The sequence below is a fragment of the Acinetobacter sp. Ac8 genome (assembly GCF_055392545.1).
Genome location: NZ_AP043689.1, coordinates 1256271 through 1270763 on the forward strand (window position 1 = coordinate 1256271; position 14493 = coordinate 1270763).

10 protein-coding genes are annotated in these 14493 nt (G+C 37.6%); 7 read left to right on the top strand and 3 right to left on the bottom strand.

Annotated elements, in window-relative coordinates; all coding sequences use genetic code 11:
* Positions 1-72: 72 nt before the first annotated feature.
* Positions 73-906, bottom strand: coding sequence for a type 1 glutamine amidotransferase domain-containing protein (locus ACZ5QH_RS06080; RefSeq protein WP_303577299.1), 834 nt, complete (start codon positions 904-906; stop codon positions 73-75).
* A 467-nt stretch (positions 907-1373) separates the two neighbouring features.
* On the opposite strand from ACZ5QH_RS06080, the gene ACZ5QH_RS06085 reads away from it, so the two are divergent.
* The 5 genes from ACZ5QH_RS06085 to ACZ5QH_RS06105 all read left to right on the top strand — a co-directional run bounded on the left by ACZ5QH_RS06085 (position 1374) and on the right by ACZ5QH_RS06105 (position 8431).
* Positions 1374-2339, top strand: coding sequence for an acetoacetate decarboxylase (locus ACZ5QH_RS06085; protein ID WP_419761931.1), 966 nt, complete (start codon positions 1374-1376; stop codon positions 2337-2339).
* Positions 2340-2578: 239 nt separating this feature from the next.
* On the top strand, positions 2579-3652 hold the full coding sequence (locus ACZ5QH_RS06090) for a zinc-binding dehydrogenase (protein WP_303577298.1): 1074 nt from the start codon (positions 2579-2581) through the stop codon (positions 3650-3652).
* A 639-nt stretch (positions 3653-4291) separates the two neighbouring features.
* Entirely contained in the window at positions 4292-4798 is a 507-nt protein-coding gene (locus ACZ5QH_RS06095; protein ID WP_239046211.1) for a sigma-70 family RNA polymerase sigma factor, read from the top strand.
* A 4-nt stretch (positions 4799-4802) separates the two neighbouring features.
* Positions 4803-5810, top strand: coding sequence for a FecR domain-containing protein (locus tag ACZ5QH_RS06100; RefSeq protein ID WP_303577297.1), 1008 nt, complete (start codon positions 4803-4805; stop codon positions 5808-5810).
* Positions 5811-5884: 74 nt separating this feature from the next.
* Positions 5885-8431 (top strand): TonB-dependent siderophore receptor, encoded by a 2547-nt coding sequence (locus ACZ5QH_RS06105; RefSeq protein ID WP_419761929.1) that lies wholly within the window; start codon positions 5885-5887, stop codon positions 8429-8431.
* A gap of 196 nt (positions 8432-8627) precedes the next feature.
* Here ACZ5QH_RS06105 and proP read toward each other — a convergent pair whose 3' ends face one another.
* Complete coding sequence (proP, locus tag ACZ5QH_RS06110; RefSeq protein ID WP_056516445.1) at positions 8628-10109, bottom strand: glycine betaine/L-proline transporter ProP; 1482 nt, start codon at positions 10107-10109, stop codon at positions 8628-8630.
* A 463-nt stretch (positions 10110-10572) separates the two neighbouring features.
* Entirely contained in the window at positions 10573-11007 is a 435-nt protein-coding gene (locus tag ACZ5QH_RS06115) for a hypothetical protein (protein WP_051671061.1), read from the bottom strand.
* Positions 11008-11212: 205 nt separating this feature from the next.
* On the opposite strand from ACZ5QH_RS06115, the gene ACZ5QH_RS06120 reads away from it, so the two are divergent.
* Positions 11213-11827, top strand: a complete 615-nt coding sequence (locus ACZ5QH_RS06120; RefSeq protein WP_034615920.1) for a MarC family protein — start codon at positions 11213-11215, stop codon at positions 11825-11827.
* Positions 11828-12111: 284 nt separating this feature from the next.
* Positions 12112-14316 (top strand): TonB-dependent siderophore receptor, encoded by a 2205-nt coding sequence (locus ACZ5QH_RS06125; protein WP_303577295.1) that lies wholly within the window; start codon positions 12112-12114, stop codon positions 14314-14316.
* The last annotated feature ends 177 nt before the right edge of the window (positions 14317-14493 follow it).

Below are 14493 nucleotides of genomic sequence, written 5' to 3' on the forward strand. Positions count from 1 at the left end.
ACAAGTCTTTAAGATGAAGCAATATTTTACAAGCCTTCACTCACAAAATATGTCCAATCTAGCTAATTTAAATTATTGTATAGTCACCAATTTTTTGACTACTTCTTCGCCTACTTCACGCGGTGATTGAGGATTTTGACCTGTAATAATACGGTCATCGACAATGACATAAGAGGTAAATGGAAAAAATCCTTGAGAATATTTTGCACCTTTTGATTTCAACTGATTTTCAAGGAAAAAGGGCACTTGTTTTTTCATCCCTGACAGTGATTCTTCACGATTTGAAAATCCTGTCACTTTACGGTTTGCAATGAGCGCTTTGCCTTGTTCATCTTTTAGGGAAAGTATACCTGCCACACCATGACATACCGCGGATACCACACCACCTTGACGATAAATTTGTTCAGCCAGTGCGGTTAACTCAGGATTATTTGGAAAGTCCCACATCACACCATGACCGCCAGTAAAATAAATTGCTTTATAGTCAGACGCTTTTGCCTCAGTTGGCTGCAAAGTGTTATTTAACCGCGACATAAATGCAGGATCGGCTAAATAAGCGCGTGCTTGTTTATCCATATAGATCCATTTTTGACTACGCTCATCCAGTGGCACTGCACCCCCTTTAGGGCTAATAAAATCCATTTGGTAACCCGCTTTATACGCAACGTCATAGAAATGTGTGAGCTCAGTTACCCATAGCCCTGTAGTATCTTCACGTGAAGGATATTGGTCATGATTGGTCATCACAACCAATATTTTTCCTTTAGATCCTGACGAAGATGGGTTCGAAATTGATTTTGAACTGCTGTTATCATTCGCAGATGCAAAAGACACTGAAAATAATGCTGCTAAAACAACCAATAACTGTTGAATTATACGATGCTTAATAACCCAAGTATTTGTCATCATGATTTCCTCTGAGTTGTTTCATGGTGAGTATAAGATTGAAGTAAGCTTTAAGGTCAAGCCTGTTTTTTAATTTTTTGTCTATTTTAGATGAATGGCATTTTACCCATAAAGTGCTGACTCTGGGCGTCATTCAGCATTTGCTTTAATTTGATCTTTTGCAAGTGCGATCAAATCTATATTCATCATTTTAAATTTGAGCTGCGGTTTTTTTGTGTATGAATTTTAATCACAATTCAATTTGAATTAAAAAACAAATAAACCCTATTGACCTTAAAGTCCACTTTAAACATAGCATGAACTCAATGCTGAATTAGAGTGAAAGCGATGTTGAAATTTTTTAATTTAAATCGAACAACGCAAACGCTTTTATAGGTTTGGTATTCATACATTCTGCTTTTGCAGCAAATGATCTTACCCCAAACAATTAGCTCAGTAACATCTCACATTCACCAGAGAATACAGCGATGCAAAATATAAATACTGTAATGACCAATCGAGTTAATGCAAAGCAACCAACCACTCAATATCCAAATGCAAAAGCGTTTGTAGAGGTTGAATTTGGACCGCATAAGGTACTGGTTCCTAAAGGTGGTTTTTATGACCGATTCCATATGCAACCAAATTTAGATCAAGTTGCAAAAGAATCTGGTATTGGCAATATAGATTTCTTTAGAAAGATTCCTAAGCAACTGGTTGAAACACGTATAGGTCAAGTGTGGTCGCCAAACTATTATTATAAAACCAGCAATGTTCAACTGTTGATGCTTGCACCATTAGATAAGTTAAAAGCAAAGTTGCCTGCTAAAGTTGAACCCCTAAGCCCAATACCTGGCTATGGATTGGTCTCACTTACTTTTTTTGCCTATGATGTCTGTGATAATGATCCTTATGATGAAGTATCTGTTGCTGTTGTGGTTCGCCGTCCTCATGCAAAAGGCGCCAATATTTTAGAGTTAATCAAATCTGCACGTACACGCGATTATTATGGTTATGTCCTTGCACTACCTGTCGATACTGAAATTGCACGTGTACGTGGTGTTTATGCTTATGATTTACCCAAGTGGCTCACTGCAATTGATTTAAAAATAGCTGATCAGGTCCAAGCGCATTTATATGATACTCAAGGCAATCTCGACATCAGCCTATCTGCGCCAACACCAAAACTTAAAACTGTAAAAAATCAATCACAGCAAGAAAAGAAAACCATGCTGAATCAGGTTGATGGTATTTGGTATCGTTCATACGTTCAGGCAAATAACCAAAATTTTGCTCAAAAGTTATTTCCAAAACATGTTGAGTTAAATCGTTATGGTGGCCCAGTCAGTCAATTATTGGATCAACTCGGTGCTAAAAAAATCTTACGAATGGATGTGATCAAAGATGCTCAGTTGGCACTACATATGCCAACACCGATTGCTGAATGGAATTAATAAGTAAAATTGTCTAATTATCAGCTTTTTTGCTAAATACTTTTAGGTAAATTATTAATATTTTTACATTTTAAGTGTTGAGTTGTTTCTTATTAGATATTAATTAGGGAAGTATTGTTGTTGGTATTTTGATCAATTTTAATATAGAATATAATTTTTATTTATCAATCGATAAATAAAAATTTGTATTTGAAAAATCTATTGTTTTTAAATGATGTTTTGCAATGGAGAGCAATAAAATGACAATAATGAAAGCAACAGTATTCGTTGAGCCCGGTCGTATTGAGCTTATAGACAAACCTATCCCAGATATTGGGCCTACAGATGCATTGGTAAGAATTACAACTACAACAATTTGTGGTACAGATATTCACATTTTAAAAGGAGAATATCCTGTAACAGCAGGTCTGACTTTAGGCCACGAACCAATTGGAGTTATTGAAAAACTGGGATCTCAAGTAAAAGCTTACCATGAAGGGCAACGTGTTCTTTGTGCTGCGGTGACGCCATGTGGGCAATGTTCATCATGCTTAACAGGTTTTCATGCGCAATGTGGTAGTGAATCTAAAACGGGATGGAAATCAGCGGGAGGATGGAAGGTTGGAAATTATTTAGATGGCTGCCAAGCTGAATATTTTGTGGTGCCAGATGCGCAAGCGAATCTGGCAATTATTCCTGATAATTTATCTGATGAGGATGTACTTTTAGTCCCTGATATCATTAGTACAGGTTTTTCAGCGGCAGAATCTGCAAATATTAAGATCGGTGATGTTGTTGTGGTCGTTGCTCAAGGGCCAATTGGCTTATGTGCAACTAGTGGTGCACGCCTTTGTGGTGCTGGATTGATTATTGCTGTTGACACAAACCTAAACCGATTAGAGCTGGCCAAAGGTATGGGAGCTGATGTGGTTTTAAACCCAAATGAGTGTGATGTCGTTGAGGAGGTGTTGAAATTAACTAATGGCATTGGTGCTGATGTTGCGTTGGAATGTTTAGGAATAGATGAAACTTTAGCTACTTGTGTGAATGTAACCCGTCCAGGTGGCGTGATTTCAAGTGTTGGAGTCTATTCAAAAAATATACCTATTCCTTTGGATGGATTTGGTGCAGGATTAGCCCAAAAAAGAATTATTACATCGACTTGTCCAGGCGGAAAGGAGAGAATGCGACGATTATTAAATATTGTATCTAGTCAGCGTGTTAAATTTGGCCATTTAGTTACGCATCAATATTCGCTAGATAATGTAGTGGATGCTTATGAACATTTCGCAAGCCAACGTGATGGTGTTATTAAGATCGCTTTGAAACCTTAATTTGAATAATTGAGAATGTTATATTAGCATTCTCAATTGATTGTAATTTATCAGTTGATATATAAGATATTGAAATAAAAAACAAAAAAAATCCCCATTATTCTATTCATACTTTTGATTTAAATACATCTCGTAAGTTTTACCCAAATATTATAGGAATGGGGGGATGGATATTGCCCATTTTTTTAAATTTCTAGTAAGCAGGATTATTTGAATGAAGATGAGTCGGCTTGTTGTATGGTTTATATTATTGGAATTGATCAAAACGATCAAAATGGCTTGCAAGAATACTTAGGCGATAAGAGTGATTTAGATTGAACAGGTATTGTAGATCATATTGCTTTTATTTCTGCAGGAATTGCCCTTTAATTGAGTTAAAAGCACAATCAAAATCCCTATAAATTAATCATGATGAAAAAATAATACTTCCTTAATAGATGATCGTTAATTCTGAAGAATTTTAATTTCATCTGTGGAGTTTATGCCATTGTCGATGATAGACCTTTATGGATGATATGTAGCTTGGGTTTGTGCAATAAAAGCGAGTTGGACAAGGACGTGGTTAAGATGAAAATAATGATTGAATTTAGCTATTAAATTACTGATAATAATTATCATTCGCTTAAATAAACTTTTTCCATGTCTGCGTCGCTTTCCAATCATGATATTGCTCAGCTTTATCAAGAACATCATTCTTGGGTATATGCATGGCTATATAAAAAGTTAGGCAATAGCTCTGATGCAGCTGATTTGGCACAAGATACTTTCTTAAGAGTGATGGCACGACGACAGCAAATTGAATTATTGCAACCACGTGCTTATTTGACCACTGTAGCCAAAGGCTTGATGATCAATTGGATTCAACGTAAGCATATTGAGCGGGCATATTTAGATGTGTTGGCGCTACAACCTGAACTCGAAGAAATCTCTCCAGAACAACACTGTTTGATTATCGAAAGTTTGCTTGAAGTGACACAATTGCTAGAGCAACTGCCTGTGGTGGTACGCGATACTTTTCTCTATGCACAGCTTGAAGGGCTGAAATACGATGAGATTGCAGTCAAATTGGATATTTCCCTAAGTTCAGTCAAACGCTATATGAAAAAAGCGTATGTACATTGTCTGTCTGCCATGCTGGACGACTAAGCCAATGTCAAAGCAGAATGAATCTGAACGACAACACAATCAAAAACAAGATCAAAAACAAGATCAAAAACAGACGCAACAAATTTTAAATGAAGCGGCTGATTGGTGTATGCGTTTAAACCAAGGCGAATTGAGTCCGCAAGAATTACAGCAATTACAGATCTGGCAGCAACAAAGTTCAGTGCATGCCAAAGTTTGGCAAAAAATGCAGCAACTGCATCATACTTTTGATCAACTCCCAACAGAAGTAGCACGGCCTATTTTAGAGCAAAGCACATCATCTTCATGGAAAAAACGCCGTCATTACATGTGGGTTTTGGCTGGTCTATCGTTACTGTATTTAGGCTATAGCTTAAATCAGCAACAACAATGGACGGCAGACTATCGTACAAAAGTGGGTAAAATTGAAAAAATTAAACTCCCCGATGGTGGTGAACTGTATTTAGACAGCGCATCGGCAATTGATCTGGACTATAGCGCTAAGCAACGTAATGTCGTGCTAAGAAAAGGTCAGATCTGGATTAAAACTGCGAAAGATCAACAGCAACGCCCATTCTTTGTGCAAACTCAACATGGGCAAATGCAGGCTTTGGGTACTGAATTTTCAGTAGAGCTTGATCCAAAGCAGTCTTGGGTGTTCGTCGAGCAAGGTGCAGTGAAATTACAACCACAACGTCATCCAACTCAGGCAGTGATTGTTGCGGCGGGTCAGCAAAGTCATTTGAATCGCGAGCAGGCCGCCGAGGTTACAAGTGCGGATCTTACACGCAACAGTTGGACGCAGGGCTGGATGATCGTGAATGATCTGCCGTTGTCTGAATTCGTACAGCGTATAGGAAAATATCAAAAGGGTTATATTGCTTTAGATGATGATATTGCTCAGATTAAAATATCAGGGACTTATCCAATCAATGATTTGCCAACGCTATATAGCATGTTGGCTGTCACCTATAAGTTAAACATCAATCGCTATGCACAAGGCTATTGGGTCAGTATTGGTGAAAAAAAATAATTTAATGCTGACACTTTTTTAAAACTCAACTGGCAAGGCTAATAAGAGAACTCATTGGTATTCAATAGGGGGTTATGGTGTCTCTAGCATTGCAACACGCAAAAAATTTGAAAAAACCGAAACCATATAAAATAAGCCGCGAGAAAAAAATGCGTTATTCGGTCATGCATTTATTGGTACTGAGCAGCATGTTGGGTGTCAGTGCATTTAGCCATGCTGAAACAGCAGCAACTCAAAAGCATTATCAAGTGGCTTCAGGGGATTTGGGGCAAGCGCTTTCTAATTTTGCTCTACAGTCTAATATTGCATTGTCTTTTGATCCGAAACTGACGCAGGGGTATAAAACCAACGGTTTAAGTGGCAGTTTTGATATTGCTCAGGGTTTTCAACAGTTATTAAAAGACACAGATCTACAGCTTGTTCAACAAAGTCCACGGGTGTGGCGAATTGAACGACGTCAGATGTCGAAAACCACAACAGTTGCAAACACGGCAACGGATTCAGCCGTGGCAACAAATTCTCACGCTGACAATCCAACAGCGAAACTTGAGACCATTGTCGTGACTGCCAATCAATTGGGGGAAATTACTGAAAACAGTGGTTCTTATACGCCAGGTAAAATTGCCACCGCCACGCGTTTAGTGCTTACACCGAAAGAAACACCACAAACCATTAGTGTGATTACGCGACAGTTGATGGATGATTTTCAGTTAAATAATATTGATCAAGTCATGTCGCATACCCCCGGGATTACCGTATCAGCTTACGATAGTGAACGGACCAGTTATTACTCTCGTGGTTTTGCCATTAATAATTTCCAATATGATGGCATTCCTTCTACGACTCGAAATGTCGGTTATGCTGCGGGTAATACGCTCAGTGACTCTGCTATTTATGACCGTGTCGAAGTACTCAAAGGGGCAACGGGCTTACTTACAGGGGTGGGATCTTTAGGGGCAACCATCAACTTAGTACGTAAAAAACCAACCGCAGAGACTCAAGCATCGCTGAGTTTAAGCGCAGGTTCTTGGAATAATTACCGTGCTATGGCAGATGTCAGTGGTTCACTGAATGATGAGCAAACTATTCGTGGACGTTTTGTGGCTGCGGGTCAAGACAAAGAATCTTTTATGGATCGTTATGAACGTAAAAGTGCTGTATTTTATGGCATTGTCGAAGCAGATTTAGGCGATAAAACTTTAGTTACACTGGGTGCTGATTACCAGAACAATGACCCTAAAGCATCGACATGGTCAGGCTCTTTTCCTTTATTTAATGGTGAAGGGGAACGTAATCCTGATCCAGATCGCTCCTTTAATAATGGTGCCAATTGGAGTGAATGGAAACAATATACCCGCACCATTTTTGCCAATGTACATCATAAATTTAATGACGATTGGGCACTGACTCTGCAATATGATCATAAAATTAATGGCTATGATGCAACACTAGGCACCATCCAAGGCTATTATCCTAAATTAGATGGTTCTGCTAATCTTTGGCCTTCTCAATATATCGGTCGTACTGTCAGTGATTCATTGGAGTTGTATAGCACAGGTAAGTTTGCGCTGCTTGGTCGGCAACATGATTTGGTCTTAGGCGCAAGTGGGGCTTATTCACGTTGGAAGGGGAAAGATTGGTATGGTGGCATGCAGGGTTATGATTCACATATTCCCGATTTTAGCCAATGGGATGGCAATATTGCACAGCCAAATTGGGGTGAGCCAAATGCCTATACCCATGACCGTACTTCACAATATGGTGCCTACGCCAGTACACGTTTAAATCTGGCAGATGATTTAAAGGTGCTCTTAGGCACCCGTATGATCAACTATAAAATGAAAGGCTTACAAGGTGTGGTTGAGGAAAAGAATCGCTTCATTCCCTATGTTGGGGTGGTCTATGACATCACTGATCGAGTCAGTGCTTATGCCAGTCTCAGCGATATCTTTATGCCTTATGATATCTGGTATAAGTCTTCAGCCAATAAAATTCTAGATCCAGACGAAGGTAAAAACTACGAAGGCGGCTTTAAGTTTCAATCTGATGATGCCAAGTTAAATGCCAGTATCGCTTATTTTGAAATCCATGAATCCAATCGTGCCATTGAGGACATTGTTTATAATGGTGCGCCAAGTAATCCCGCTGTTGATTTTGCATGGATTGGTGCGAAAGCCAAAACTAAAGGGGTAGAGATTGAAGCTTCTGGTGAGGTTTTCCCCAATGTCCAAGTGCAAAGTGGTTATACCTATAAGCAAATTAAGGACCATGATGGTGAAAAGATTTCAACATGGGAACCAGAACATCAATTTAATATCTCTACCCAGTATAAATTTGATCAGCAGCTCGAAGGTTTAAGCGTGGGCGGGAATGTTCGTTGGCAGAACCACGGATGGCAAACGGTATATAACAATGTCAAAAAACGTAGTGAAGTGATTGATCAGAAAGCCTTTGTATTGGTCGATCTAATGGCCAACTACCAGTTTAATGAACATTTAAGCACTGCGATTAATTTAAATAATATTTTTGATCAACACTACTTTACCAACATCGGCTTCTATAACTCTGGGGTCTATGGTGAGCCACGTAATTTTATGCTCAGTGTGAAATATAAGTATTAAGTCGTAAATGAAGGTGGGGAGGAAACTGCTCATCTAAAACCAATGCTCAACTAGGCAACTCATCCTCCCTTTTGAAAAGGGAGGATGAGTATAATGTTGCCTAGTTTAAACAAAATGCTTACGAGTCTGGTTATTACGATGCTGCATTGAATGGCTTATCCAACTCAACCATATTGAATAAGCCCATTTAAGATCATTAATCAATATCAGGATGCTGCTTGGCGAGATGATCACGCTTTTCTTGCAACTCTTCAATTTTTTGATCAATTTTTTCGATTTTTTGCTCAATATTTCCATGATATTGTTCGAGAAGTTCTTCAGCTTCTTCAGTGTCAACAGCCATCGGTTTTGCACCTTTAAGCGGTAAGTTGGCTGTTTCTTTAAGATAAATTGCAGTAATCACCCCAAAGCAACCACAAATCACCAAATAATAGGCAGGCACCATAATATTTTGAGTGGTTTCAACCAATGTTGCTGTGATGGTCGGGGTTAAACCTGCAATCACCACAGAAATATTAAACGCGATTGCAAGTGCACTATAACGAATTTCAGTTGGAAACAATGCGGGTAGGGTAGAAGCCATTATTCCAATCAACATATTCAGTGAAAGTGCCAACATCAACAGACCCAAGAAAATTAAATAAACATTATTAGTGGCAAGCAATATAAAGGCAGGGTATGACAAGACAATCAGCGCAATGCTGCCTGCAAAGACAAATGGGCGACGACCAATTTTGTCACTAAGCATGCCTACAAACGGCTGTACAAAGAGCATTCCGACCATTACGGCAATAATAATTAGAACGCCGTGATTTTCTGAATAGCCTAAGTTATGTGAAAAATAACTTGGTAAATAGGTGAGTAGCATGTAGTAGGTGACATTGGTACATAGTACGAGTCCAACACAGACCAGTAGACTGCGTTTATGTTCACGGAAAATTTGTTTAAAACCGACTTTTTGCGGTTTTTTCGATTGTGACTGTTCTTCAGCATGTGCCTGAAAGGTTGGTGTCTCATCTAAAGAGTGACGTAAATATAAGCCAATCAGTCCCAGCGGTAGCGCTAAATAAAAAGGAATACGCCAGCCCCAATCGACAAAGGCGGCTTCGCCCATGGAAAAGCTGATCATTGAAACGACGCCCGCTCCAACAACAAAACCTAAAATCGAACCAAAATCCAGCCAGCTTCCCATGAAACCGCGCTTTCGATCTGGAGAATATTCCGCTACAAATATTGCTGCTCCAGCATATTCACCCCCGACCGAAAAGCCTTGAGCAATTTTTACAATGAGTAGCAAAATAGGGGCCCAAATCCCTATACTTTCATAAGATGGAATCAAACCAATACCAAAGGTACTGACCGACATGATAATAATGGTGATTGCCAGAATTTTTTGACGACCGTATTTATCGCCTAAATGCCCGAAAAATAATCCACCCAAAGGTCGAAATATAAAGGGTATAGAAAAGGTGGCAAGGGCCGCAATCATTTGTATACTGGGTGATGAATTGGGGAAAAAGACTTTACCTAATACATAAGCGACATAGCCATACACACCAAAATCAAACCATTCGATGGCATTCCCTAAAGCTGCGGCTTTAATGGCTTTTTTAGTCTTATCATAATCAATAATTTCGACATCATCGATTTCAAGTGGTTTGATTTTTCTTTTATACATAAATGGCTTAATCCTAATGAATGACAGTGTTAAAAAAACCTCTTTAAAACACAATCAAAAAAAATTCATCATGAGCAGAAATGATTAAAAAATATAACGCTAGGTTACATTTAAGATTTCAATGTCATAGAATTTTAATAAATATCAATTGATTATAATTTTAGTTTTTTTGTGAATTTTATGTGTTGGGTAATCATGAACAAAATGTATGAGATCTGATGCAATTATGTAATAAGTTTAACGTATATAAATCAATCAAAAGGCTTGTGAATAACAGTTGTGTCTCCTTTAGCTAACTTTGTTTTAACCATGCTTAAAACTAAATTGAATCATAAAAAAATACTGAGATTAGAAACAGGGTATTAGGATGGTGACTAAAGCAATGAATAGGCATTGATCCTCACAATTCAGCAAAAAACATCAAAAAATTATTTCATATAAAACTTATACTTATAAAGTCGAATTATAAAAAATCCGGATTTTTGACAACCTGCAACAGCTGAGGATTATCGATTGGAATTGAGAATATCACTCCATTGGTACTTTGAACAAAAACAATATGGTCTTTAATAATCGCCTTACAAAAAGGGTTACTATTCTCCAAAAACAAAAACCACACTAACTCATTTTTTAAAAACAGACCGACCACACCATCCCCACCAAAACTACCCTCACCATATCTTATCTGATAGTCTGCATAACTAATCTGCCCCATATAATCAAAATCAATAAGATCCGCTTTCTTTACTTCATCATCAAAGAAATTTAATTTCCTTACGATATCCACAGTTGCGTTATCTTTGTTTCTATAATCGAGAACAAATATTTCTCCATTGTGCAGAAAAATTCCATTTATAAATGGACATTGAAAATTATTGAATATCTCTGTTCGTTTCATATATGCAAGTCCTTGACTCGTTGCTGAACCTCGTTTGTGTAAGTCCTGGTTATATTTTTTGTAAAAATAAGTGACTGAATCTTAATAAAATTTACAATTTTAATGATTAGTTAGACAAAGTATCCCCTTGTTGAGAAGTACAATTTTAGCAAAGTAAGCTCTTTTTTTGATTTTGTTTCCTGATTTTGTTTTATGGAAAGCCATTATGTTTTCAAATTATATCCATCCATTTGTTTTGTTTTTCTCATTACTCAATCCGTTTTTAATGAGTATCTATATGATCGGGATGATTCGCCATACTGAAACCCATGTATTCAATAAAGGTTTGGCTCAAGGTGCCTTGATTGCTTATGTGGTTTTTATGCTTTTTGCATGGGGTGGTGAAGCAATTTTCAGCACTTACTTAAATGTTCGTTTTGAATCATTTCAGATTTTTGGTGGACTAATTTTCTTAGTGATTGGTTATCGCTTTGTATTTCAAGGCGCGGATACTATCGGAGAAATGAGAGGAACGCCTGCGCATTTGGCCAGTACCATGGCGATGCCATTTATGATTGGTCCTGGCACAATCAGTGCGGCTGTCGTAACAGGAGCGAGTATGTCTTTACTCGAATCCGCTGTGTTGATTGCTTTTACCTTATTTATTAGCTGTGGCATTTTAATGATCATGAAGTATGGGCATGACCACTTACGTTATAGCCATGCGAAATATATTGATCGCTATTTTGATATTGTTGGACGCTTATCTGCCTTGTTAATTGGCACAATTGCGATTGATATGATCGCAACTGGGGTTATTGGTTTGCTTGAAAAGTATTAATAATATTTTTTTATATTCATGTTTTTAGAGTAATTATCAAATAAATACGATGACATGATTTACGCTGAGGTGAGGGATTCACATCAGGTCATATCAAATTTTATTCAGTAATATCATTGAGAAACCTTCTTTTTAGCCTTTCATATTGAGAGGCTGTTCCTTTTATAGCTTTGTCTAACAAAACGAATTTGAAGTAGAAAATAATGGAGAAATATAGAGATATATGTTGTTTTTGTGTGAAATATAACGATAATGATTTTTATTTAGATTAAGAGTTTTATTTCGTGAATAAATGGATTTCTCAAAATCGAATCTTTGCTAAAAGTGCAATTTATCTTGCACTTTATAGTTGTTGGATTGGGTCAGCTTATGCTGCGACAGAAGCAACAACGGAACAAACACATGCTTTACCCATGATCGTTGTCACAGCAGAAAACAATACAGAAAATAACTACACTAAAAAGAATGCCAGTACATCGACTAAACTCGATTTGAGTATAAAAGAAACCCCACAATCGGTTTCAGTGATTACCCGCAAACAAATCGAAGATATGGGTGCGACAAATTTGGGTGATGCACTTTTAAATACAACAGGAATTTTGCTTACAGGGGATAATACAGAGAGGACCAACTTTTCTATCCGAGGCTTTAATGTTGGAGATGGTTGGAATTCAAATATATTGCAATATGATGGTGTTGCTGTAAATGCAAGTAATGTCACCTCCTCTAAACCAGATATGGCAACCATTGAAAGTATTGAAGTATTACGAGGGGCAGCAGGGTTAATGCAAGGTTCTGGAGACCCGTCTGGTGCAATTAATCTTATTCGTAAAAAACCAACAGAAGTTTTTCAGGCAAGTGGCGCTGTCAGTTATGGTTCATGGAATACTGTACGTGGAGAAATGGATGTTTCTGGTCCGTTGAATCAATCTGGAAGCGTGCGTGGTCGTTTAGTGGTGGCAGGTCAAGATGGTGATTCATTTATGAAATCTGTTACTCGTGATTCTAATGTTTTGTATGGAATTGTGAGCAGTGATTTAACTGAAAATACGCTATTGAATATTGGATATTCACGTCAAGGTGAACATGCAGTTCCCGTCAATACAATTCCTAACTATTTCAATGGAACCAAAATAGGCATCGATAATTCTAATTGTGGTTGCGATTACAGAGATTTTTGGGATAAAACCAATACGCAAGCTTTCTTAGATATAAGCCATAAATTTATTAATGGATGGGAAGTAAAAGCCAGCTATATGAAGGCAAACTATGCCATGGATATGGCATTTACTTCATTGAGCGTGGCTCCAAAAACCACAAGTGCTGATGATGCTTTAGCAACTGTTTATAAGTACGGATATAACTATGAGCAAAAATTAGATATTTATGATTTTTTTGCAAAAGGGACATATCAATTATTCGGTCGTGAGCATGACTTGGTATTTGGTGCAAATCACAGTAAAAGTAATATTACAGGGGCATGGACAAGTTGGGACCAAGTGCTAGAAGATTATAGTTTGGTTAGTGGAGGGGAAACACCGACACGTGACTATTTATACGTCAATATTAAAAATTACAGTCCTTATCAGTTACCTTATATCGCACCACGTTATCAAAATACCAGCGCTGATCAGGTACGCCAGACAGGATACTACCTCACCACTCGTTTAAATATTATTGATCCGCTCAAAGTTATTGCAGGTGTGCGCCAAAGCAATTATGAAAGTGTCAATGAATATAAGAAATCAAATATTTTAACACCATACTTTGGGCTTACTTATGCGATCAATGATGCATTGACTGCATATGCGAGTTATACCGATACTTTTGTTGTGCAAAATGTCAAAGATCGTAATGAGACATTACTTGATCCAGTGCAGGGGAATGTTTATGAAATTGGATTAAAAGCAGGACTTTGGGATGATCGTTTAATTGCATCAGTTGCTGGGTTTAAAACCAATCAAATTAATCGCTCAATACGAGATGAAAGCACCAAAGGCCAATGCCCATTTAACGGTGGCGAGGCTTATTGTAATGTTGCATCAGGTGAGGTGATCAGTAAAGGGATTGAAACTGAGATTCGTGGTGAAATTATACCCAATCTTAATTTGAGTTTTGGCTACACATACAATACTACGGAATATGCGAACGATCCTACAAATCAAGGTTTGGTTTTTAATGAGGATACGCCTGAACATATTGCACGTTTATTTGCGACCTATAAGTTTGCAAATAATTTAATCCTAGGTGGTGGTGCAAATTATCAAAGCACTTGGAAGGTTGGCCGTTATAGCGAACATCCTTATAGTCAGCCTGGATATACGATTGCTAACTTGGTGGCAAGCTATCCACTAAGTGATAAAGTGAATATTGCATTAAATATCAATAATATTTTTGACAAAGAATATTATTCACAAATTTATAGCGATGGAACTATTCGTTTTGGTAATCCTCGAAATGCGACGCTCACCTTACGTGCAAAGTTTTAAATAAATCGAAGGATGGCTGATATTTTCAGCCATTTTCAGGAAGAGACACAATTATTAAAACTTATTTTAATGTTCGTTTAGCGTTATTTTAGATTTTTGCTGGATGAATTTTCTTAGTTGTTGACTATCGTTTTGTACTTTAAAGAGCGAATACAATTGAAGAGATAAGCGCAATGC

What these genes read in the sequence shown, in the direction of transcription:
- ACZ5QH_RS06080 (WP_303577299.1), bottom strand. Translation starts at nt 906, where the DNA reads ATGACAAATACTTGGGTTATTAAGCATCGTATAATTCAACAGTTATTG.
- ACZ5QH_RS06085 (WP_419761931.1), top strand. Translation starts at nt 1,374, where the DNA reads ATGCAAAATATAAATACTGTAATGACCAATCGAGTTAATGCAAAGCAA.
- ACZ5QH_RS06090 (WP_303577298.1), top strand. Translation starts at nt 2,579, where the DNA reads ATGACAATAATGAAAGCAACAGTATTCGTTGAGCCCGGTCGTATTGAG.
- ACZ5QH_RS06095 (WP_239046211.1), top strand. Translation starts at nt 4,292, where the DNA reads ATGTCTGCGTCGCTTTCCAATCATGATATTGCTCAGCTTTATCAAGAA.
- ACZ5QH_RS06100 (WP_303577297.1), top strand. Translation starts at nt 4,803, where the DNA reads ATGTCAAAGCAGAATGAATCTGAACGACAACACAATCAAAAACAAGAT.
- ACZ5QH_RS06105 (WP_419761929.1), top strand. Translation starts at nt 5,885, where the DNA reads ATGGTGTCTCTAGCATTGCAACACGCAAAAAATTTGAAAAAACCGAAA.
- proP (WP_056516445.1), bottom strand. Translation starts at nt 10,109, where the DNA reads ATGTATAAAAGAAAAATCAAACCACTTGAAATCGATGATGTCGAAATT.
- ACZ5QH_RS06115 (WP_051671061.1), bottom strand. Translation starts at nt 11,007, where the DNA reads ATGAAACGAACAGAGATATTCAATAATTTTCAATGTCCATTTATAAAT.
- ACZ5QH_RS06120 (WP_034615920.1), top strand. Translation starts at nt 11,213, where the DNA reads ATGTTTTCAAATTATATCCATCCATTTGTTTTGTTTTTCTCATTACTC.